The following is a 23,304-nucleotide window of genomic DNA, read 5'->3' as shown; positions in this document are numbered from 1 at the left end:
TTTTAAATGATTAAATCCACTGAGCCCAAGGAATCCTTGATAAAATCACAACAAATGCGATTCCATAAAAAATAGCAAAAGATTTAAATTTTGCTGCGTCTTCAGTTAATTTTTTGTGACGAGACCATCCTACAGTAACCAATGCAATGGCAACAATCATCATTAACGGATGCTCAACACTCATCAATCTTAATTCTGCATTTTTCATGGCATTTCCCATTCCAACAGCTTTCATCGCTTTATACCAATCAGAAACGTAATAAGCTATTAACCCTATTATGAATTGCGTGTGTGTTAAAATCAAAGCAATTAGTGCTAATTTACGATCACCTGCTTTAAATTTTTCTTCTCTTTTTAAACTCATGATTGCATTAAACAAAACCATAGCAATGGTAATTAATACAAATGCGGCTAAAATTGAATGTACTGTTTTCATCTATTTGTTTTTTGGTCTGACAAATTTAAGTATTTAGATTTATTATCAGCCATTAAATATTCAGCTCTTGATGGAACCAAACATTTTCTATTTTCCCACAGTCCGTAATGTTCTTCTTTAGGAATAATTTGCCCAGTACTATCTATATATTGTTGGTTCTTGGTTTGATAAATCATTTTCATCCTCCCTTCAATAACCGCCTTTCTCACCAATTCCATTCGTTCACTCCTAGATAGTTTTTCTTTTTTATGTTCTTTATACAAAGCCAAACCAACACTATTGTTGTGTAAATCCATTTCACAACTTATTTTATCGGGCAATACACCATCTTCTAATTTATGCTCTTTAAAAAACTCATAATTCCCTTTTTCGTGCTCTATTCCCAAACTTCTAGCAGAACGCCAACCAATTTCTTCGGCCAAACTCCACATCCAAAAAGCATGTTTAAAAGCATCTAATTGATTTCCTACATGGTGATTCCCCATCACCCCTATATTTAAAATGGAATCTATACTACGCTCCACCTCTTTAGAAACTCTATAAGCTCTTTTTGCTTTAAACGGATGAAAAAACACCCAGCACTTTTCATGTGAACTTAATTTTTTATACCCTTTATACGATTGTGAAAAACTTTGATTTAAAATTCCCATTCCAAAAAACAAGAATAATAAACATTTAAGAGTGGTTTGGCTCTTCATATTTTTATTGATTATACGATTGACTACTTCTTTTACTTTATTTGATCCTTTATTTTACTTCGGCAAAAATAGAATATATTTGTGCGATAACTTATTTAATTTGAGCACACTTAAATCTTTTTTAAAAAACACATTTGTATATGGTTTAGCAGCAGTGCTACCTAAAGCGGTAAATGTATTTTTAGTGGGGCTACATACCAAAACCCTAGAAAACACTCAGCAATTTAACGTTAACACCGAGTTTTTCGTATGGGCAGCCTACTTTAACGTATTGCTTACCTTTGGTATGGAAACTACTTTTTTTAGGTTTTTCAATTCAGAAAAAAACAAAGAAAAAGTACTAAGTACTTCTTTTTGTATTGTAACCTTGGTGGCCTTTTTAATATTAACGCCCCTGTTTATTTTATCAAACAACATAGCTCCTTTTTTAGGTTTTGAAGAAATCCTTCATTTTAAAACCCTTATCGGAATTTTACTGTTTGACACATTAACCGTTATTCCCTTTGCTTATTTAAGAGTCAAAAACAAGGCCATAAATTATGCAATGTTTAGAGTTTTAAACATTTCTATTTATGCAATACTTAACATATTATTTTTATTGGTCCTATCTGCACAAGAAATTACCAATGCTTTTAGTTGGTATCCTACCTCATCAAAAGTAGGATATATCTTTTTAGCCAATTTATTTGCTAGCGGACTTACTTTTTTGATGGTATTGCCTATGTTCTTAAAATTTAAATTAAGACTAGATTTTATATTGTTAAAAAAAATGCTTGCCTATGGATGGCCTATTTTAATAGCAGGATTGGCTTATGTGACCAATGAAAACTTAGACAAACTTATTTTACCAAGATTTTTAAACGAAAGTATTGCTGGAGCCTATGCAGGAACATATAAACTAGGCGTATTCATGTCCTTATTTATCATGGCATTTAAACTTGGAGCAGAACCTTTTTTCTTTAATGTATCACATCAAAAGAATGCTAAAGAAACCTATGCTTTGGTTTTAAAATGGTTTACCATATTAGGAGCTTTTATTGTACTGACCATTGTTGCTTATATTGATTTCTTTGCTCAACTTTTACTTAAAAAACCAGAATATTTTGAAACCTTAGCCATTGTGCCTATTATTTTATTGGCCAATTTACTATTAGGTATTTACAACAACCTTTCTGTTTGGTACAAAAACACCAACCAAACCAAATACGGAATGTATTTTTCTATTTTAGGAGGATTATTAACCATTTTAGGTTTGCTAATTTTTGTGCCTATATGTGGGTATATGGGAGCCGCTTGGGTAACATTTTTTGTATATGCAATTATGATGATTACCTCTTATATATACGGACAAAAACATTACAAAACGCCATATGAAGTTTCTAAAATATTAAGTTTATTCTTATTGATAACCTTATTGTGTTTTATTTCGTTTTACTTACTTAGAGGACAAATTATCATCAATACAATTTTATTGATTTTAACTTTTTCTTTGGTGTTTTTTAGCGAAAGGAATTTTATCAAGCAAAGATTTTTAAAGTCTAAATAAGACCGTACTTTTGTCTAAATTCTATTTTTATGAAAGTACAAATCATCAACAAATCTAAACACGATTTACCTCAATACGAAACTAGCGGTGCTGCTGGTTTAGATTTAAAAGCCAACATAGAAGAAAGTATTTTCTTAAAACCTTTAGAACGTGCGATTATAAAAACAGGATTGTTTATTGCTTTGCCTCAAGGATACGAAGCACAAGTAAGGCCCAGAAGTGGTTTAGCTGCCAAAAAAGGAATTACCGTTTTAAATTCTCCAGGTACTGTAGATGCGGATTACCGAGGTGAAATAGGCGTGATTTTAGTCAACTTATCAAACGATGTTTTTGAAGTTACTGATGGAGAACGTATTGCCCAATTGGTGATTGCAAAACACGAACAAGCAGCATGGATTGAAGTAGAAGAACTTGATAGTACCCAAAGAGGGACTGGAGGTTTTGGTAGCACAGGTACTAAATAAAACTCATGAAAAATCAACTAAAGAATATACTTGAGCTAAATTTAGCTTTATTAATTATTGGAACCGCTGCTCCTTTTGGAAGCTACCTTAGTTTACCACCAGCCATTACCATTTGGTCTAGATGTTTTTTTGCGTGCATAGCCATTGCTATTTACATGAAGTTTAAAAAGATTAGTTTTAAATTTGACGCTTCTAAAGATGGAAAAACATTTTTAATTTCTGCCTTTTTACAAGCAGGGCATTGGGTTACTTATTTTTATGCTTTACAATTAGCTGGAGCTGGATTGGGGATTATTTCTTTATTTACCTATCCTATTTTTACAACCTTATTAGAACCATTAATTCGTAAAACAACTTTTAACCCAAAACACTTATTTTTAGGTTTATTAGTTTTACTAGGACTTTATATATTAACCCCAGAGTTTAGCATAGGAAATCAAACTTCTTTAGGAATTTGCTTTGGAATTGCTTCTGCTGTTTTTTACGCTATTAGAAACATTTTAATGAAATCTTTAGTAGCCAAACACAACGCAACTAAGTTGATGTTTTACCAAACAGGATTAATTGTAATAATGTTGGCTCCTATTTTTACTTTTATCAATTTTGATATTGGGAGCTATTCATCACAACTTCCTCATTTAATTATTTTAGGAGTTTTTACCACTGCTGTTGGTCACACATATTTGGTTAGTAATTTTAAAAACTTCTCGGCAACCAGTGTTTCTTTATTAAGCTGTGTACAACCATTATATGGTAGTGTTTTAGCCTTTTTATTTTTAAATGAAATTCCAACCATATCTACCATTACTGGAGGATGTATTATTGTTTCTGCAGTAATACTAGAAACTTTTATTAGTAGTAAAGATTAAATTCTTTTGATGAGTTTTCCGGGTAATACCTGAATCAAACCTTTTAATTCTAACTGAAAAATAAAGTTAGAAACTTTGTAAATAGGAATTCCGCTTGTTCGTGATAATTCATCGGCATGCATGGCATTGACTGCTAACAAATCATAAATTTCTTTTTCTCCTCCCTCAAGATCAACAAATAATTGAGGTTGTACTATTTTAGGTTCTTTAATTGTTGATTTTTTCCATCCCAATTGCGCTATTAAATCTTCTCCAGATGTAATTAATGCTGCTTTGTGATTTTTAATCAATTCATTACAACCTTTACTATACACATCGGTAGTTCTACCGGGTAAAGCAAACACATCTTTATGATAAGAATTGGCAATATCCGCAGTAACTAAAGACCCTCCTTTTGAGGCAGATTCTACCACAATGGTAGCCTGACTTATGCCTGCAACAATTCTATTTCTTTTTAAAAAATTATTTCTCAAAGGAGGCTCATCATAGATAAACTCAGATAAAAACCCACCACTCTCTTTCATTTCTTGATAAAATCTTTTATGTTCGTTTGGATATACTGTTGCGAAACCATGAGCCAAAACTGCAGTAGTAGGTAAATTATTTTTTAAAGCTTCTAAATGCGCACAAATATCAACACCAAAGGCATAACCACTTACAATTAATGGTTGATATTCTTTTACAGCCGCAATTAATTCTGCACAAAAACCACGTCCATAATTAGACATATTTCTTGTACCCACAATGCTAATTACTTTTTGATATTGATTAAAATCTCCTCCACCATCTTGAAACAAAATCAGTGGAGCATCGGCACAATTCAACAAGTCTTTAGGGTAATTTTCATCTTGATAGTACAAACATTTTAAACCTTTAGAAACAGCTCTATTTAATTCTTTTTCGGCTTTAGCCAAAGATGCTTTTGAAAACAATTGCTGAAACAATTTAAGATTCACCTCCTTTTCAATTCTCTTTTCTTGATGTGCCTCGAACAACTGAGTAGCACTGCCATAAATAGAAATTAATTTTTTAGCCGTTATTGCTCCCACTCCTTTAGCCTCTTGCAAAGCCAAAGCATACATGAGTTCCTTAAAATTCATTTTCAATTTTTACAAAAAAGATACAAAAATGTTTCTTTTAAAAAAGGCTTATTAAGTATTGACTCTGTTCATTTTTTTGATATTTTTGTTATATGCAGTTATCAAAATACATCAGCGATTTATTATACAGGTACGAATGTGTTATAGTTCCTAACTTTGGAGGGTTTGTAAGCAACACCATTCCTAGTAAGAGAAATATTGAAAATCATCAATTTACACCTCCTACCAAAACGATTTCTTTTAACATAAACCTTCAAAAAAATGATGGTTTATTGGTTAATCATATTGCAAAATCACTGAATATTTCTTTTGATAAAGCTGCGGCTATGGTACAAGATACTGTTGAAAACTGGCAGACTTCTTTGCAAAAAAATCCTTTATTGTTAAATAATATTGGTCAATTTACTTTAGAAAATGAACAATTGGTTTTTGAACCACTAAACAAAATAAACTACTTAACAAGTTCTTTTGGTTTAAGTGATTTAAATGCGGATTATATTTTAAGAAACAATATTGTTACGCCAAAAACCGAAGTAAAAAGATCTTACGGAAAGTATTTTGCAAGTGCAGCAGTTATTGTTGGATTATTCTTTGCTAGTAGCGTTTATGTTCAAGAGCAAATTAATCAACAAGAAATTGTAGCTCAACAAGCAGTAACCAATCAAATTCAACAAGCTTCTTTTAACATTTTAAAACCTTTACCTGCAGTTACTTTAACCGTAGAAAAAGAAGTTGTTGAAGAAATTACTTATAAATATCACATTATAGCAGGAGCTTTTAAAGCACCAGAAAACGCTGTTAAAAAAGTGGATTTATTAAAAGAAAAAGGATTTAAGGCAAGCATTATCGGTTTAAACAAATGGGGATTAACTCAAGTAAGTTATGCCTCTTTTAACGATAAAAGAGATGCTATTAATACTTTGAATACAATCCGTAAAAAAGACAACAAACACGCTTGGCTATTTATCAATGAATAAACAATAAACCTTATCTTTAAGCATAAGGTTTATTGAAATTCTATGAAAGCAAAAACATCATCGGCTTCTTTAGCCATTACTACTGATATTATTTTACCAAGTGACACCAATGCCCTTCATGGTTTATTTGGAGGAGAACTTTTAGCCCGTGTAGACCGAATTTGTTGTATTGCTGCACAAAGACATGCTAATGCTATTTGTGTAACAGTATCTGTTAACAATGTTTCTTTTGGCAAAGTAATTCCTTTGGGTAGTATGATGACTATTGAAGCAAAAGTTTCCAGATCTTTTTCATCTTCTATGGAAGTAATTGCAGATGTTTTTTTAGAAGACCGTAACTCTGGAGAGAAAACCAAAGTAAACGAAGCTATTTACACCTTTGTTGCTGTAGATAATCATGGAAAACCTATACCTGTTCCAGAATTAATTCCTGAAACAGATTTAGAAAAACAACGTTATCAAAACGCTTTACAACGCAGACAACTAAGTTTAGTTGTAGCTGGTAAAATGAAACCAAAAGAGGCTACCGAATTACAAGCTTTGTTTAAATAAGCTTGTTTTTTAAAACAATAAATCTTCTATTCTTGTAATAGTATCTTGTTTAGAAATAGAAAGTCTAACAATACTATCTGCTGTACATAATAAACTATGAGGAATATTAGCGTCTAAAGAAATCATATCTCCTTTTTTCATTTTCACTTTTTCTCCATCTACACTAAACTCTATACTCCCGTCAAAAATTGAAACAATAATTGGGTGCTCTGTTTTATGTTCTTTAACCTCTTGTCCTTTTTTCATCACTATTCTAATTTCCTTAGAAAATTCAGTTTCGAACAAAACGGTTAAAGAGGGTTTTGCTTTATAGTTTACATCTTTTAACAAAGAGATTACTTTCATATTTTTAATTTTAAGTTTCTCTAAAATAAAGATATTTTTTTACAATAAAACATGACTTACATCATAATTGGCTACATTCTTGCCAACCAATAAATTGGGTTTTGCCTTTGAGTATCTTTCCAAATCTGGAATTTAAGCTCTGTGTTTCCAGTCACTTTATCAGTAAAAATAACTCCTAAGGGTTGTTTTAAACCAACTTCTTGACCTTTGTTTACATACACTTTATCTAAGTTATTGTATAGTGAAATATAGTTACCATGCTGTACATAAACAGCGTAACGACCACTAACAGATTGTATAGCCAATACTTTTCCCTTAAACACGGCTCTTGCGCTAGCGTTTTTCTTAGTGGTAATATGAATTCCTTTACTATCAATCTCAATTCCTTTTAAAGTTGGATGAGGAATAACTCCGTACTTTCTTGTTACAATCCCTTCGGCAACAGGCCAAGGCAACTTCCCTCTGTTTTCTTCAAAACGATTGGCCAACGCTTTTCCTTCGGGAGTTAAAGCAAACCCCGATGTTTTGGCATCTACATCTACTTTGGTCTTAGTGGTTGACTTTGCTCTTGATGCTGCAATAGCGGCTTTAATTACACGCTCTATCTCTGCATCTAACCTTTTTTCCTCGGCTTGTTTTTTTCTGATATCTGCTAAGTACTGCTTTTCTTTAGATTTGATTTGATTCATCAAACCTACTTGCGTTTCTTTTTCTGATTTTAATTTATCAGCCTCTAACCTATTGGTTCTAGCCAATGCATCCTTTTGTTTTTTCTGAAACTGTAACTCTCTAGTTAAAGCAGCAACTTTTTCTGTTTTAGCAACAATAGTATCTCCTTGTTTTCTTCTAAAATCTGCATATTGTTGCATATAGCGAAAACGTTTATAACCTTGAAAAAAATCTTCGGATGACAATAAAAACATCAATTTGCTTTGTTCTGATTTGCTTTTGTATGATTTTAAAATCATTTCGGCATAATCTTCTTTTAGCACCTTTAGTTCCTTTTCTAAAGCTTTTTTCTGTTTTTCGTTCTTATTAATTTCTCCTTGTAAAAAATTAGCTTCGGCAGTAATTGCTTTGATTAAATCGGATCTTACTTGAATCTTTTTATTTAAATCACTCAAATACCCCAAAAGGTTTTCTTCCTTTTTTTGATTTTGAAACAGGAGTTTATTTACCCTAACAATTTCTTGCTGTAGTTGGGCACGTTTTTTTTCTAACTCTTTTTGTTTAGTTGTTTGAGAAAAACAAACAGTAAACATTAAAAAAAATGTACAAAGAAATAAGAGTGATTTTTTACTCATTGTCTTCTGTATTTTCTTTTGATTTTAACACCACTGGCTTGTCGCAATCTTTAGGGACTTTGTATGGAAAACTTAAATTTTCGTTCACCTTTATATCGTTGTACTTAATGGTAATTACCGATTCTTTTCCTTTATTCCTTCCTTTTATATTTAACTCTTTAGGGAATAAAAACCCTTCAACTTCTTGATAATTTTTATAGTACGTAGCAAACAAATTTTCACCAAGTACATGTTCTATCAATTGAGATTTTGTTTTAAAAATTAAAGGATAAATAGCAGCTTCTATATAATAATTCTTGTTTCCGCCATCATAAATAAAATAGGAATTATCGTGAATATCCATCTTAAAACGATTTTTCTCGATGTTTAATATCAAATCACCCAAAAATAATTTTTCTAAAACGGCATAAGAAACATCTACGCCAATTAATTGTTTGATAAAATCAAACGAACCATCAAAATAAGTTTTATCAAACTTGTTGTAATAATGAACGCTGTCTTTTTCTATCAGCATTTTTACTACTGGAATTCCTAAAAAATCTCCGCTAATCCAAATTTTTTCACCTTTGGCAATTCTAAAATTTAATCCTAATTTTTGAGAAGAGTTCCCAATTTTATAAGACATTTTAGCCCCTATTTTTACCGTATTAAACTCCGCCTCTTTAAAAGAGTTGGCTTTATATTCTTTTACAAGTTTTGAGTATCTAATGTTGGGGATTTTAATTTCTGGATTCACATTCTTTTTAGAACTACAAGAAACCATAAAAAACAGCATGATAACTGCTAACAACCTAAATTGCATATGCCAAAATTTTGATGCAATATACAATTTATTACTAGGAATCATAGCATCATATTCCTTTAGGAATCGCATGAATTAGTGCTTTAGTATAGGCTTTTTGTGGTTGATTATAAATGGCATCGGCATCTCCTATCTCTTCAATCTTTCCTTGATTTAGTACAATTAATTGATCGGACATAAATTTTACAATAGACAAATCATGAGAAATAAACAGATAGGTAAACTCAAATTCCTTTTTAAGTTTGTTCAATAAATTCAACACTTGCGCTTGTACAGAAACATCTAAAGCCGATACAGATTCATCGCAAATAATTAATTTGGGTTGTAGAGCCAAAGCCCTAGCAATTCCTATTCTTTGTCTTTGTCCACCAGAAAATTCGTGAGGATATCTGTTGTAATGTTCTTTTTCTAAGCCTACTTTTTCTAATAGTTGATAAATATATTCTTTTCTTTTTGAGTTAGATGCTAAAACCCCATGTCTAATCATAGGTTCTAAAATAGCCTCACCAACTTTCATACTTGGGTTTAAGGAAGAATAGGGATCTTGAAAAATCAATTGAATTTCTTGTCTATATTTTTTTCTTTGGGAATTGTTTAAGGTTAATAAGTTTACGCCATTGTACCAAATTTCGCCAGCTGTTGCTTTTTCTAAACCTAAAATAGTTCGCCCAATGGTAGACTTTCCACTACCTGATTCTCCTACCAAACCCACTGTTTCTCCTTCGTAAACCTTAAAAGAAACATCATCTACTCCTTTAACCACATTGGGTTTAGCAAACCAATTGTTTTTAGAAGTATAATAAGTCTTTAAGTTTTTAACCTCCAACAAAGGTTGTTTGCTATATAATTGCTGATGAAATTGACTTCTTTCTTCGGTAGTAAAAATCTCTTCCTTAAAATCATCTTGCAAATAACTGGCTACCGACGGCAATTCTTTTAGCCTGATATTTAGTTTTGGCTTGGCGTTGATTAATGCTTTGGTGTAAATTTCTTTTGGGTGTAAAAACACATTTTCTACCGTTCCTTGCTCCACAATTTTACCTTTTTGCATCACAATAACTTGTTGGGCAATTTCGGCTATTAAAGCCAAATCATGAGTGATAAACAAAATACTCATACCTGTTTCTTGCTGTAATTCTTTTAACAACAAAATAATTTCATCTTGTACCCTAACATCTAAAGCTGTAGTAGGTTCATCGGCAATAAGTAGTTTGGGTTTACAAGCAATGGCCATGGCAATCATTACTCTTTGTTTTTGACCACCCGACAACTCATGCGGATATTGAGTCATCATTTTTTTAGCTCTAGGAAGTTTTACTTTTTCAAACAATTGTAAAACCTCTGCTTCAATTTCATTTTTTGATAAATCTGTATGTAAATCCAACACTTCTGCCACTTGCTCACCACAGGTTAAACTTGGGTTTAGCGATGTCATAGGCTCTTGAAAAATCATACTAATTTCTTTTCCAACAATTTCTCTAAGTTCCTTAGGACTTAAATCAGTTAAAGAAACCTCATTGTACAAAATTTTTCCTTTTACTTTAGATATGTTTTTAGGCAACAATCCCATCATGGCCATAGAAGTTACCGATTTTCCACTACCAGATTCCCCTACCACTCCAACAATTTGATTAGGCATAATTTCAAAACTCACATTGTGAACTACCTTATTTTCTACCTGTTGGTTTTGAAAAGAAATATTTAAATTTTGTATGCTAAGGATTGGTTTCATTTTGATAAGAAATTGATTTTTTAAAATTAGGAAAACTAAGTTGATATTATCTTTGTTTGCGCCCTAAAGTTCTAAATTCAAACCAAGGTTTTAAACCTTAAAAAATCACTGAACACTAAATAATAGGTGATTTTTACTTTATTTATATATATTTGATTTAATCGTTATAAAACTATGCATGCAAAATCGTAAAAAATACTTTTTCATTTTCGGAGCACTTACTTTGTTTTATTTTTTCTGTTTAAACGTATCTACACGTCAAAGAGAAAAGATTGCCTTACCCAAAAAACAAGTTGTTTTAGTAAAAAAAACGGTGAAACCTTTAAAAAAATCAGCCTCAGGATACAGGTATAGAAAATATAGTCATGTTGCAAAACTATATCAACGTTTGGCCTTACCAGTAACAGAATTATGCATTAAACACAAAGTACCTCCTGGTGCTGTGTTGAGTATTATTTCTTTAGAATCGGGTTGGGGACAAGGATATATTGGTAGAATTACCGGAAACTTTTTAAGCTTAAACGCATTTGGGAATGATGCTGAATTACCTGCATTAAGAATGCCAAAAGACACCACCACACACACCACTATTTTAGATAAAAGAAAATTGGCCAAAATTCCTAAAACCAATATTGTTTGGGAAAACAGACCTCCTTCTTTAAAAAAAGATTACCGACCAGATAGTATTGCTGGAACCACAACAAATCTGTCATTTTTAATCAATCATCCTAATGAGATGACCAAAGCAAATCTTAAAAATGTAGAAGATTTTGTTAGCAGATTTATTTCGCATAGAAGTAGTATTAAAGCCTATAACGAAGCCAGAACTTTGTTAGATGAACAAGTAGCCGTACATGGAATTGAAATTTTATTTGATGCCGAACTGAATAAAAAATTCATCTACACCATTGGAGGGAGACCTAACTCTTTTAATTTTAGAGAAACTTGGCCAAAAAAAGTAATGAATATATTTAACAACACTGGAGTTAACAAATTAACCAAAGATTTATACTTAAATAAAAAGACTTTTGAAGAGGCTTGGTAAACTCAATTTAAAATGACTTGGTTTTATTAACCACAGAAAACCATCTAAACTCTCGTTATAAACAACTACTTTTACACAAAATATTTTTGTGTGAATTATTTATCTATAGAAAACGTTTCCAAAGCTTTTGGAGAACGTGTATTGTTTGAAAACTTATCTTTTGGAATTAACAAAGACCAAAAAATTGCCTTTGTAGCTAAAAACGGAACAGGTAAAACCCGTTTGTTAGAAATTATTGCAGGGAACGATATTCCTGATACAGGACAAGTGGTAACTCGTAAAGATTTACATGTATCATACCTTTCTCAAGAAGATGCTTTTGATGAAAATCAAACTGTAGAAGAAGTTATTTTTGACTCGGACAGCAAAGTCTTAAAAATTGTTCAAGAATACGAAAAAGCTATTGAAAATCCAGAAGATGCAGAGAGATATCAACTAGCGTTTGATATGATGGATCAGTACAACGCTTGGGATTTTGAAACACAATACAAACAAATTTTAACCAAACTAAAGTTAGATAATCTACAACTAAAAGTAAGTGGACTTTCTGGAGGACAGCGTAAACGTTTAGCATTAGCAACCGTTTTAATTAGCAAACCAGATTTATTAATTTTAGATGAGCCTACCAACCATTTAGATTTAGAAATGATTGAATGGCTAGAAGATTTTTTTGCCAAAGAAAAAATAACCTTGTTTATGGTTACTCACGATCGTTACTTTTTAGAGCGTGTGTGTAACGAAATTATAGAAATGGACAATGGTCAATTATACAGCTATAAAGGAAACTATTCTTATTATTTAGAGAAAAAAGAAGAACGAATTGCCTTAGAACAAACTGTACAAGCCAAAGCAAAAAACTTATTTAAAAAAGAATTAGACTGGATGAGACGTCAGCCAAAAGCACGTACTACCAAATCTAAATCTAGAATTGATGACTTTTTTGTGATTAAAGAAAAAGCCAGAGCAAGACGTTCTGAACACAAAGTTCAGCTAGAAATTAACATGGAACGTTTAGGGAACAAAATTGTGGAATTTCACAAAGTTTCTAAAGCTTGGGAAGACATGGTAATGCTAGATCAGTTTGATTATAATTTTAATCGAGGAGAACGTATTGGAATCATTGGAAAAAATGGAACAGGAAAATCATCATTCTTAAATGTTTTAACAGGAAATACTCCTGTTGATAGCGGAAAAGTTGTGGTAGGAGAAACCATTAAATTTGGATATTATCACCAATCTGGAATTCAAGTAAAAGAAGGACAAAAAGTAATTGAAGTTATAAAAGAATTTGGGGAATTTATTCCCTTAGCCAAAGGACATAAAATATCAGCAAGTCAGTTGTTAGAACGTTTCTTATTTGATAAAAAGAAACAATATGATTTTGTAGAAAAACTTAGTGGAGGAGAACGTAAACGTTTGTACTTATGTACCGTTTTAATTCAAAACCCAAACTTTTTAATTTTAGATGAGCCTACCAACGATTTAGATATTGTAACGCTAAACGTGTTAGAGAGCTTTATGTTAGATTATCCTGGGAATTTGGTAGTGGTATCGCACGACCGTTATTTTATGGATAAAATTGTAGATTCTTTATTTGTGTTTAGAGGAAATGGAGTGATAGAAAATTTCCCTGGAAACTATTCGGACTTTAGAGCTTACGAAAATTCTGATGCACAAGAAGAACAAGAAATTGTGCCTACTAAAATAGAAACGGTTAAGGAAAAGCAAAAAACACCTGCCAAACTTAGTTATGCCGAAAACAAAGAATACATCAATCTTGAAAGTGACATTGCTAAATTAAACAGAAAAAAAGAAGCGATAGAAGCTGAATTTGCCGAAGGAAAAATAGAAGGAGAAAATATTGACAAAAAATCTATTGAACTTCAAAAAATTATTGATGATATAGAGTTTAAAGAAATGCGTTGGTTTGAGTTGAGTGAAAAGTTGGAAGGGTAAAACATATTGCATCTCGACTCCGCTCGATGAACTTTAAATAAAAACTCCCAAACTGAAAATTCAGTTTGGGAGTTTTGTTTTATCTAAAATACAGCTTGTTTAGCTAATATCTATTACTTCTTCTATTTGTGGTGCATGTTTTTTAATGGTTGCTTCTACTCCATTTTTAAGTGTCATTTGATTTACATTACATCCAACACAAGCCCCTTCTAACTTTACTTTTACGATATTATCTTCAATAGAAATTAAAGAAATATTTCCTCCATCCGATTCTAAGAAAGGACGAATTTCATCTAAAGCTGTTTCTACTTTTTTTTGTAACTCTTCTGCACTCATTGTTTCTTAATTTTTACTTTTCTAAAAATAACATTATTATTTGGTTGAGCAACCACTCATGTTTGTAATTTTTACTGCTTCAGTTGGAGGTAAATCTGTATTTCTTTTTACCAACTCCCCAGCCATATGCTTTGTAATTTCTTTAAATGCCAACTCTTGTGGAGTTCCATCTTGTAAAGCTACTGGATGACCAAAATCACCTGCTTCACGAATACTTTGTACTAAAGGAACTTCTCCTAAGAAAGCTGTTTCTAAATCTTCAGCCAAGTGTTTAGCACCATCTTGTCCAAAAATATAGTATTTATTCTCTGGCAATTCAGCCGGAGTAAAATAACTCATGTTCTCTACAATTCCCAATACAGGTACATTAATGTTCTTTTGTTGGAACATAGCTACTCCCTTTTTAGCATCGGCCAAAGCAATATTTTGAGGTGTACTTACCACAACAGCACCAGTAATTGGTAAAGCTTGTACTATAGATAAATGAATATCTCCTGTTCCTGGAGGTAAATCAATTAACAAAAAGTCTAATTCTCCCCAATCTGCATCAAAAATCATTTGGTTTAATGCTTTAGAAGCCATTGGTCCTCTCCAAATTACTGCTTCGTTAGGATTGGTAAAAAAACCTAAAGACAATAATTTAATTCCGTAATTTTCAATTGGCTTCATTTTAGAACGACCATCTACTTTAACAGAAATTGGTTTTGCCTTAGCAACATCAAACATAATATGCATAGATGGACCGTAAACATCGGCATCTAAAACTCCTACTTTAAATCCCATTTTTTGTAATGAAACCGCCATATTAGCTGTTACAGTAGATTTTCCTACACCTCCTTTACCAGAAGCTACAGCGATGATGTTTTGAATTCCAGGAATTTTTTCTCCTTTTATTTGATTTGGATTTGCTTTAGGCTCTTCCTTTTTTGTTGCTACTGATAAATTTACCTTTACTTTAACTGAAGAAAATTGAGCGACAATCGCCTTTTCTATTTCAGTTTCGGTTTTCTTTTTAGCCTGTAAAGTAGGATTGCTAATTTGTACATCTACCACTACTTCATCACCAAAAATATTAACATTGGTTACATTGTTATTTTCTATCAAACTTTTCCCTTCTCCAGGAGCCGTTATCGTTTCTAAAATTGCTGTTATATCAGATTTTGTAATACTCATTCTAGTGTATTTAAATTCAATTGCAAAGATACGTTATTCCGTAGAAATGTGTAATGTTATGCATATTTGTTTATCTTCCGTTGCAAAAAATTCTATTGTTAAATGAAAAAACAACACCTATGGGTTTTAATTCTTGTTCTTAACGTATTACAAGTATTTTCTCAAACCGATTTTAGAGAAGGGTATTTAATTAATAAATCCAACGATACTATTTACGGACTAATAGATTATAAAGGAAATAGAGCCAACGCAATGAAGTGTGTTTATAAAAAAAATATCCATTCGAATAGCGTTACCTACACTCCAGAGGATATTAATGGATATAGATTTAAAAACAGCAAGTACTATGTTTCTAAATCAATTGTTATTGACAATAAACCTACTCAATTGTTTTTAGAATATTTAATAAATGGTATAGTAGATATTTACTACTATATGAATTATAACGATAGGTTTTATTTTATTAGCGATGAAAACGACCAACTTCATGAACTAAAAATAAATGAAAATGAATTTCATAGAAATGGAAAATTATATAAAAAAGATTCCAAAGAATATATTGGGGTTTTAAAATATATATTTCAAGACAGTCCTAAAATTTCTAAAGAAACTGAAAAAACAACTCTAAATCATAAATCACTTATAAACATATCTCTAAAATATCACAATGAGGTTTGTAAAGGAGATGAATGTATTATTTATGAAAAAAAGGTTTCTAAAACAAAACAGTCGTTTGGTATTCTAACGGGTATCAATTTGTTATCACATGCTAAAAGCAAGAAAAACATATACTACACTAAAAACAAACAATTTGGAAATGAATTTGTTCCATCAATTGGTGTATTTTACAAAATAAACATCCCCTATATTAGTGAAAAAACTTATTTTCAGTATGAAGGGACTTACTCTAATATAAACCTAAAAACATCTACCTTATATATTGAACCAACATATAGAATCAATTACTTATCAGACAAAAATATATCTCGTAAGTCATTTAATAATTCTTTTAACTTTAGACATGAGTATATAAAAGGTAGAATCAAACCAACATTTCAGTTAGGAATGTATGTCAATTACTTTTTTAAAAAAGAAAATAATACAAATGTTACTATAATAGAACCTTGGAGTACTAACAACGAAAATTACAGAAGTGAGTACCCTGACAATGCTCCAATTAATAAGTATGAGGGTGATATTTATCCATATAATGAAATAGATTACGGAATACATTTTGGTATTGGATTAAAAGGAAAATTTATTAAGAATAAAGATTTTTTTATTGATTTAAAATATCAAAGAGGGCTTGTATTACAAGAAGGTTTATATACAAGTACTTTTATGCTAAACCTTGGATTAGAAATATTAAAATAATCATCACCCTTACATCAATCAAAATATATTATTTAAGTTTTTTTTAGAAAAAATTCTATGTAAAATAGCTTCTATTAATTTAGCTAAACTCCTTTTTTCTTGTTAATTTTCAAATTCAATCTCAGAATTCAGTATATGGATGTAGACAATTTAGTTCAAAAATTTCAAGAAGAAAAAGATGTACTCGCATACGAAAAGTTATATGAAATGTATAACAAAAGTATGCTTGGAGTTATCAATAATATATTAAGAGACGAAGACCTTTCTAAAGATGTTTTACAAGAAGTTTTCTTAAAAGTTTGGGATAATATAGAAAGTTATACTCCTAAAAAAGGTAGGTTTTTTACGTGGTTGCTAAACATTTCTAGAAACGCAGCTATCGATAAAACAAGATCTAAAGATTATCGTATCAACAAACAAAACCAAAGCCTAGATATTTTCGTAAATATATCAGAACAAGAGGAGAAAGAAGTAAGTGATGAAGAAAAATCGTTATTTGCTAAAATTCAAAAAATGTCTGAAAAATGTAGAAAAGTAATCGATTTAATCTTTTACAAAGGCTACACACAAAGAGAGACATCAGAAGAATTAGACATTCCTTTAGGAACGGTAAAAACAAGAAGCCGTAGTTGTTTAGAAAATTTAAGATTGAGTATAAATAGATAGGGTTATGGAGAATATACAAGAATATATTAAATCTGGAATACTAGAACTGTATGTTGCGGGAACACTTAGTAGAGAAGAAAGCTACGAAGTGTATTCAATGATGCAAAAACATCCAGAAATTAAAGATTACGTTAAAGAAATAGAGCACACTGTTGTAAAAATATCAGAATTCAGTAACAAAAAAGGAGTTAGTCCTTATCCGTTTAGCAAGTTAATAACTGCTATTAATGGTGGCAACACTAAAGTTATTCCAATTCGTTGGTATAGTTATATGGGTTGGGCTGCAAGTGTTGTGTTAACTGTAGGAATTATTAGTTTATACAGCAATAACAGCAACTTAAAAGAAAACTTAAACAAGCAAATTGTTTCTAATATTAAATTAGATGGACAAAGAGCCAATTTACAAGGTGAAGTTATTGCTAAGAGTATTGAACTAGATACTAAAAATGAAGTTATTGCTTTTATATCTTCTGAAAAAACAGAAAGAGTAAACTTGGCAGGACAAAACGTTGCCCCAGAAAGTTTTGCTACTATTTATTGGGACAAAGAAACCAAAGAAATGTATGTAGATTTAAGTGGTTTACCTAAAGCTCCAGAAGGAAAAGTTTATCAATTATGGTCTTTAACACTAAACCCATTAACTCCTACAAGTTTAGGAACTTTAGATGGATATAATAATGGTCAGGAATTTATAAAGGTGAACAATGCAAACAAATCTGAAGCCTTTGGTATCACACTAGAACCTGCTGGTGGTAGTGCATCGCCAACGTTAGAACAATTATATACTTTAGGATTGACCAAAGTATCTTAACACTAAGAGATTTTTAAAAAAAAGACCATCGCAAAACGATGGTCTTTTTTTATACCCAATAAACTTAGTTATTAAAGTAATGTATACATCTTAATAGATACGAAAATCGCTACGATACATACTATAGAATGTTGACTAAGATCAACCTAAACATCTATAAATAATACGTGAACTTTATTCACATCAAAAAGCCTATCATAAAATAATGATAGGCTTTTCTTTACAACTATAATTAAATATAAATCCTAGAATTTATATGCGATGGTTCCTTTTACAAAAAATGGTGTTCCTGGAGTAAAGTGAATTTCTTCAACTGATTGTGCTTCGTTTTGCAAACGAGATTCCGTTGCAAACTGTGTTTCATTCCATTCAACATCAAATAAGTTTTGGATTTGAACTCCTAATTCAAACTTTTCCCAGATATATCCCATATTTAAATTGGTTACGGTATATCCTTCTGCTACAATAGAATTGTCTTCATTGGCAGGTCTATCATTAATATGCAAAGCATCTATTCCAGCGTAAAAACCTAAATCTTTTTTATAAGATATTCCTCCTTTTAAAGTAAAGTCTGGAGCTAAAGGCACGTAATCTTGCCCACTTGCTTCATCTCTAAATCTTGCGTGTGTATAATTGGCATCAAAATTTAAAAATAAGGCTTTTATAGGTTGATATCTTGTATTAAAAGAAACTCCTTGTCTTACCGATGCTCCGTTAGGTTCTACAATTCCTGCATCTCCCACATATACAAATTCTTGTTCTGATATCATTCCCCAAAGGTCTAATCCAAACAATAGTTCTGGAGTAGTTTTCCACACAAAACCAATATCAGTACTATATGCTTTTGGAATTGCATCTCCCTGAGAGCTTGTAACCAAACGACTATCATTGGTATGAAAACCTTGTCCTATTTTAAAATAAGTTTGAAAGTGATTATTTGGGGTATAAGTAACGTTTAATCTTGGACTTAAAATGGCAGCTGTTTGCTCTTTTAACTTAAAACCTGTTTCATTATTTGTTGGTTTTAAATCATGATATCCAAAAGACAAATAATCTAATCTAACTGATGGATTTAATACCCATTTATTCAATTGAAAAGCTACACTAGCATATCCAAAATAATTGGTTTCATTTACATCTCCATATCGTAATCTTTGTAAAACTTCTGATTTGTTTTTAGTTTCTGACAATTCATTGCCTCCAACAATATCAGTTCTTAAACCCACTCCAGTATTAAAAGTAAGTTCTGTATCTCCTAACATAAATTCTTTTTGATAATCAGAACTATATCCAAAAATATCTCTTGATTCCTTTTGAAAAATTTGATCTCCATCTACAGGATTGTTTAAAAAGAACGTAAAATTAGAATACAAACCAAACTTATATTTAGAGTAATAAGCAAAGTGTTTCATTTGTGAATCATCAGCGTATTTCTGAATCATTTTTAAAGAAACATTTGTTCTTGATGTTTCTCCTCCTTCGGTATCGTCAATCGCTCCAAAACGAGTAATACTTCCGTTATCTACCGCTCTTTGGGGAATTTGTCCAGAGGCGTTCCAACTACTCACAAAATGAGAAAAAGAAAACACTAATTTGGTATTGTTAAAAGTTTTAAGGTATTTACTATTGATATTAAATCTTTTAAAGTTTTGTGGACTTTCAAAAGGTCCATCAGAATTTAAATTTTCTATGGCTACATAGGCACTTTCATCTGTTTTATTTAAAAAAGTATTCATAAACAATAACCTCTTAGTGTTAAATTGTCCTCCTTCTAACTTAATTAAACTATGCTCTAAATTTTCTTTACTTTTTAAATCTACAGTTCCAGTTGTAGCAAAATTTCCTTGACTAAAATGATAAGGTCCTGCCTTAAAATCAACTTTGTCTACCGTTTCTGGAATTACAAAATGTAAATCTGCATATCCTTGTCCATGAGCATGAGAAACCATGTTTACAGGAATTCCATCTACATTTACTTGTAAATCTGTACCATGATCTATGTCAAATCCTCTATAAAAAATTTGTTCTGCTTTTCCTCCTCCAGCATGTTGACCAATCACCAATCCAGGTACTTTAGTTAACAATTCTTGAGATGATTTTACAGGATTACGCTTTACATCTATAGTAGTAATAATATTTTCGCTGCTTATTTCTGGAGCCAACATCACCTCTTTTAAAGCAATGGTATTTGTTTTTACAACTACCTCAATTTTAGGACTGTTAAAAACAACTTCCTTAGATTGATATCCCATTTTATTAAAAATAAGCGTATCTCCAGGTTTTAAACCATCCATTTCAAACATTCCTTTAAAGTTAGTATGTGTATGGTTTTGCGTTCTCTGATTTACGATATACATAAAATCTATAGCTTTATTATTCTCGTCTTTTACAACTCCTTGTAAAGTTTGCGAAACTCCCATAACAGAGAACAACAACATTAATAAGCAACTTATCTTTTTCATTTTTTTATAGTTTTTCTATTTCAATAGTTTTTACTGGCCCCAACTCAAACTCAGCCTCTAACAATTCTTTTTTAAGAGGTTTTACCAATGCTTGTTCTTTATTTAAAGCATATACTTTTGCTACTCTTAACAATACTTCTGGCTCATAAGATTTTAATACATTCTTTTCTTTAATAATTTCTAATCCCTTTGCAGGATTTTCTTTATGCGCTACTGCCAATGCTAATAAAGAATAAGATTGAGCTGTTGGTCTATTTTGTACTTCTACAAGTGCTAATTCATATGCCTTGTTGTACTCTTTATTTGCTTCTAAAATATCAAAATTATACTTGTTGTACATTTGTCCGTATGATGATTTAGAAACCTCTGTCCAGTAATTATTATAGTTCTGGTTGATGTCTTTTTGATCGTACAACGCTATTTGATATGCCAACAAATCTATATCTGCACCTGCATAACGCTGCTTTATTTTTGTTATAATTTCTTTTGCCTGATTTATATTTTTATCGTGTGAAAAAGATATCCAAGCAATTTTTTTTAAGGCATAAACATTAGCCGGATCGTTTTTTAATGTTTTTAAATAAAACTGATAAGATTTTTCTATATCTCCATGATGTCCATAATAATCAGCTAAATTAGTTTCACACCAAGTAATCAACCCTTCATATCCTTTTTCTTTTGCTCCTTGTAACGCCTCTTCCATATAGGCGATTGTAGCGTCTAAATTCCCCTCATGATCTTGCCATTTTGCAATCCTAATTAAATAATCAAAAGATCTTTTATTTTCTATGTTTGATAAATATTGTTCTGCAATTTTATTATTTCCTAATTCCAAATGTACATCAAACAACATTTTTATAGTTTCTTGTTTTTTATCACCATTTGCCTCTGCAACTTTTAATAAATCTAATGATTTTTTAAACTGATGTTGAGAAATATAATTTCTTGCCAATGCTCTTAAATAACCCGATTGTTTGTAACCAGTACGTTCTACAGCGTTATTTAGCAGCATTTCTGCTTTCTTTAAATGTTCTATTTTTCCAGTTTTTGAAAATAATTGATTTTCTATTGCAGCAATTTCTACATTATAGGTAAACTGTGTAGGATTAGCAGATAACTTATCTTCCCAAAACTTTAAATTGATTTGTAACTTTTCTAAAGACACATCTTCAGTCAACTCTAAATACTGCTGAATATCCTGATTCTGTACCACTTGCTTTTTCTCTTGCTGACAAGAAAAAAGCAAAAATATTATAAGTGTACTGCTGGTTATTTTTAATAAATAATTTATCGTTTTCATAGTTTATAGAATTTAGTTAAAAAATATTAAATGCTGACATGGTCAGCATTTAATATAAGTTTATTAGCTATTACCAAGGAGAAGCTAAGTATGGAAAACTTGTTAAGAAATCTTTATCATTAGCACTTACGTTATCATCAGATAAGGTTGGATTTTCAGACATTGTAAGTCCTGATTCTCCTCCAAAGATTAGAATTAACTCAACAGTAATTACATCATCTGCCAAAGCTCTACCTGTTAAAACATTAGTACCATCATAAAAAGTAGTAGTTCCGTCTAAAGAAACATTTAAAACATCTGTTGCTAACAAAGTTGTAAAAGCTGTTGATGTTTGACCTAATGCATTTTTATCTGTACTCTCATTAAACGCAGGACTTAAAGCTTCTAAATTTGTTTTAAACTTACTAGCAAATGCTGCCCCTTGTTTAGATGGGATAGTTTTGTTAAACACATCTTTGTCTGCTGAAGCAACAAACACTGTATTTACAGCTGGTCTACCCATTTGATCTTCTTGAACGTATACAGTAGTTACTGACTCTTGCATTTCGTTATCATCATCGTTATTAGAACAGTTAAACGAAATAACTGCTACTGATAACATCATTCCTATTGTTGTTATTTTGCGTATCATAATTTTTTCAGTTTTTTAGATTATTGTTTTCTTTTTGTAGTTACCCAAGTGTTAATAGTTCCTGTACTACCAATCATTGTTTTTGGCACCTCTACTACTACAGAAAGTACGTTTGTACCTGCAAAAGTATCTGCTCCAGGATTATTAAATCCTCCTGCTGTACCACCTACAATAGCAGAATATTGAGCAAAATCCATAAAGAAAGGATCATCTCTTAACCCAGCAAAAGCTTTAACACCACTTACTGATGATGCATTGGTTGTTGCAGTAATTGCATCATTTCCATATGGAGTAATGGCTACACTACTTTTATAGCTGTTTGATAACAATGTGCTGTTTTTACCTGTTTCGTTAGGAACTGCAGGTCCATACACATACATTTTATCATCAGAGCTTGGAATAGCCTGAATCACATAATCTTCAACATAATCACCGTCAGTGTCAATGTTAAACTCAATCATTACATTTTTGTCAAATTTTGCTACTGCAGAATTCTCTGGAGTAATTAATCCTTGAACATTTGCTACAAAAACTAAATTGTTTGTGTTAGCACCTTGAAAAGCATAAAAGTCTGTAATATCACTTGTACCTCCTTCAACCGCTGGGGCATCAATATGGTCTGCTGCTATAATAGCTCCAGACACAAGCGCTATTGATGCTAGCCCTAATAAAATCTTACGTGTTTTCATAATTGTATTTTTTAGTTAATAAAACGTTTGTACAAT

At 31.2% G+C, this 23,304-nt stretch carries 23 protein-coding genes; 10 read left to right on the top strand and 13 right to left on the bottom strand.

Going from position 1 to position 23,304, the window contains the following annotated elements; translation table 11 throughout:
* Nucleotides 1-10: 10 nt before the first annotated feature.
* Both AXE80_RS14220 and AXE80_RS14215 read right to left on the bottom strand, forming a co-directional pair.
* Entirely contained in the window at nt 11-436 is a 426-nt protein-coding gene (locus AXE80_RS14220; protein WP_068828544.1) for a hypothetical protein, read from the bottom strand.
* Nucleotides 433-1,134 carry a DUF6973 domain-containing protein gene (locus AXE80_RS14215; protein ID WP_157359416.1) on the bottom strand — a complete coding sequence of 234 codons (702 nt, stop codon included), beginning with the start codon at nt 1,132-1,134 and terminating at the stop codon, nt 433-435. Before AXE80_RS14215 ends, AXE80_RS14220 begins: the two co-directional genes overlap by 4 nt.
* A gap of 100 nt (nt 1,135-1,234) precedes the next feature.
* Between AXE80_RS14215 and AXE80_RS14210 the strand changes: the two genes are divergently transcribed.
* The 3 genes from AXE80_RS14210 to AXE80_RS14200 are packed head-to-tail and all read left to right on the top strand — an operon-like array spanning nt 1,235 to nt 4,013.
* Entirely contained in the window at nt 1,235-2,680 is a 1,446-nt protein-coding gene (locus tag AXE80_RS14210) for a lipopolysaccharide biosynthesis protein (protein WP_068828540.1), read from the top strand.
* Nucleotides 2,681-2,709: 29 nt separating this feature from the next.
* Nucleotides 2,710-3,144 (top strand): dUTP diphosphatase, encoded by a 435-nt coding sequence (dut, locus tag AXE80_RS14205; protein ID WP_068828538.1) that lies wholly within the window; start codon nt 2,710-2,712, stop codon nt 3,142-3,144.
* 5 nt (nt 3,145-3,149) lie between these two features.
* A complete protein-coding gene (locus tag AXE80_RS14200) occupies nt 3,150-4,013 on the top strand; it encodes a DMT family transporter (RefSeq protein ID WP_068828536.1) in 864 nt (287 codons plus the stop codon).
* Here AXE80_RS14200 and dprA read toward each other — a convergent pair.
* Entirely contained in the window at nt 4,010-5,113 is a 1,104-nt protein-coding gene (gene dprA, locus AXE80_RS14195; protein ID WP_068828534.1) for a DNA-processing protein DprA, read from the bottom strand. The two genes, AXE80_RS14200 and dprA, sit on opposite strands and share 4 nt — an antisense overlap.
* 92 nt (nt 5,114-5,205) lie before the next feature.
* Here dprA and AXE80_RS14190 point away from each other — a divergent pair, with 92 nt between their 5' ends.
* Complete coding sequence (locus AXE80_RS14190; RefSeq protein WP_068828532.1) at nt 5,206-6,090, top strand: HU domain-containing protein; 885 nt, start codon at nt 5,206-5,208, stop codon at nt 6,088-6,090.
* Between the two features lie 42 nt (nt 6,091-6,132).
* Nucleotides 6,133-6,642 carry an acyl-CoA thioesterase gene (locus AXE80_RS14185; RefSeq protein ID WP_068828530.1) on the top strand — a complete coding sequence of 170 codons (510 nt, stop codon included), beginning with the start codon at nt 6,133-6,135 and terminating at the stop codon, nt 6,640-6,642.
* A 9-nt stretch (nt 6,643-6,651) separates the two neighbouring features.
* Here AXE80_RS14185 and AXE80_RS14180 read toward each other — a convergent pair whose 3' ends face one another.
* The 4 genes from AXE80_RS14180 to AXE80_RS14165 form a co-directional block, all read right to left on the bottom strand.
* Nucleotides 6,652-6,987 (bottom strand): cupin domain-containing protein, encoded by a 336-nt coding sequence (locus tag AXE80_RS14180; protein ID WP_068828528.1) that lies wholly within the window; start codon nt 6,985-6,987, stop codon nt 6,652-6,654.
* Between the two features lie 71 nt (nt 6,988-7,058).
* On the bottom strand, nt 7,059-8,291 hold the full coding sequence (locus tag AXE80_RS14175) for a murein hydrolase activator EnvC family protein (protein ID WP_083194696.1): 1,233 nt from the start codon (nt 8,289-8,291) through the stop codon (nt 7,059-7,061).
* A complete protein-coding gene (gene lolB1 / locus AXE80_RS14170) occupies nt 8,284-9,165 on the bottom strand; it encodes a lipoprotein insertase outer membrane protein LolB1 (RefSeq protein ID WP_083194695.1) in 882 nt (293 codons plus the stop codon). The genes AXE80_RS14175 and lolB1 overlap by 8 nt, the downstream gene beginning before the upstream one ends.
* Nucleotides 9,143-10,825 (bottom strand): ABC transporter ATP-binding protein, encoded by a 1,683-nt coding sequence (locus AXE80_RS14165; RefSeq protein WP_068828521.1) that lies wholly within the window; start codon nt 10,823-10,825, stop codon nt 9,143-9,145. The genes lolB1 and AXE80_RS14165 overlap by 23 nt, the downstream gene beginning before the upstream one ends.
* Before the next feature lie 178 nt (nt 10,826-11,003).
* Here AXE80_RS14165 and AXE80_RS14160 point away from each other — a divergent pair, with 178 nt between their 5' ends.
* Nucleotides 11,004-11,870 carry a glucosaminidase domain-containing protein gene (locus AXE80_RS14160; protein WP_083194694.1) on the top strand — a complete coding sequence of 289 codons (867 nt, stop codon included), beginning with the start codon at nt 11,004-11,006 and terminating at the stop codon, nt 11,868-11,870.
* 90 nt (nt 11,871-11,960) lie between these two features.
* Nucleotides 11,961-13,826: an ABC-F family ATP-binding cassette domain-containing protein gene (locus AXE80_RS14155; protein ID WP_068828519.1), complete on the top strand. Its 1,866-nt coding sequence runs from the start codon at nt 11,961-11,963 to the stop codon at nt 13,824-13,826.
* Nucleotides 13,827-13,925: 99 nt separating this feature from the next.
* On the opposite strand, the gene AXE80_RS14150 is transcribed toward AXE80_RS14155, so the two are convergent.
* Together AXE80_RS14150 and AXE80_RS14145 are read right to left on the bottom strand one after the other, a co-directional pair.
* Nucleotides 13,926-14,162 carry a NifU family protein gene (locus AXE80_RS14150; protein ID WP_068828516.1) on the bottom strand — a complete coding sequence of 79 codons (237 nt, stop codon included), beginning with the start codon at nt 14,160-14,162 and terminating at the stop codon, nt 13,926-13,928.
* Between the two features lie 36 nt (nt 14,163-14,198).
* Nucleotides 14,199-15,335, bottom strand: coding sequence for an Mrp/NBP35 family ATP-binding protein (locus tag AXE80_RS14145; protein WP_068828514.1), 1,137 nt, complete (start codon nt 15,333-15,335; stop codon nt 14,199-14,201).
* 102 nt (nt 15,336-15,437) lie between these two features.
* Here AXE80_RS14145 and AXE80_RS14140 point away from each other — a divergent pair, with 102 nt between their 5' ends.
* From AXE80_RS14140 to AXE80_RS14130, 3 genes are all read left to right on the top strand, one after another.
* Nucleotides 15,438-16,709: a hypothetical protein gene (locus tag AXE80_RS14140; protein WP_068828511.1), complete on the top strand. Its 1,272-nt coding sequence runs from the start codon at nt 15,438-15,440 to the stop codon at nt 16,707-16,709.
* A 135-nt stretch (nt 16,710-16,844) separates the two neighbouring features.
* Nucleotides 16,845-17,375 (top strand): RNA polymerase sigma factor, encoded by a 531-nt coding sequence (locus tag AXE80_RS14135; RefSeq protein ID WP_068828509.1) that lies wholly within the window; start codon nt 16,845-16,847, stop codon nt 17,373-17,375.
* A 4-nt stretch (nt 17,376-17,379) separates the two neighbouring features.
* Complete coding sequence (locus AXE80_RS14130) at nt 17,380-18,186, top strand: anti-sigma factor (protein ID WP_068828506.1); 807 nt, start codon at nt 17,380-17,382, stop codon at nt 18,184-18,186.
* Nucleotides 18,187-18,431: 245 nt separating this feature from the next.
* Here the strand turns inward: AXE80_RS14130 and AXE80_RS14125 are convergent, their stop codons facing one another.
* The 4 genes from AXE80_RS14125 to AXE80_RS14520 form a co-directional block, all read right to left on the bottom strand.
* Entirely contained in the window at nt 18,432-20,648 is a 2,217-nt protein-coding gene (locus tag AXE80_RS14125; protein ID WP_068828503.1) for a TonB-dependent receptor, read from the bottom strand.
* Nucleotides 20,649-20,652: 4 nt separating this feature from the next.
* The gene (locus AXE80_RS14120) at nt 20,653-21,948 is read right to left on the bottom strand and encodes a tetratricopeptide repeat protein (RefSeq protein ID WP_068828501.1); all 1,296 of its coding nucleotides are present in this window, start codon (nt 21,946-21,948) and stop codon (nt 20,653-20,655) included.
* A gap of 70 nt (nt 21,949-22,018) precedes the next feature.
* A complete protein-coding gene (locus AXE80_RS14525; protein WP_068828498.1) occupies nt 22,019-22,579 on the bottom strand; it encodes a DUF4331 family protein in 561 nt (186 codons plus the stop codon).
* Nucleotides 22,580-22,599: 20 nt separating this feature from the next.
* Nucleotides 22,600-23,268, bottom strand: coding sequence for a DUF4331 family protein (locus AXE80_RS14520; RefSeq protein WP_068828496.1), 669 nt, complete (start codon nt 23,266-23,268; stop codon nt 22,600-22,602).
* Between the last annotated feature and the right edge of the window lie 36 nt (nt 23,269-23,304).

This window comes from Wenyingzhuangia fucanilytica (assembly GCF_001697185.1).
GTDB classification, from domain to species: domain Bacteria; phylum Bacteroidota; class Bacteroidia; order Flavobacteriales; family Flavobacteriaceae; genus Wenyingzhuangia; species Wenyingzhuangia fucanilytica.
The sequence above is the reverse complement of the archived record's forward strand: the minus strand, read 5'-3'. Positions and strand labels throughout refer to the sequence as shown.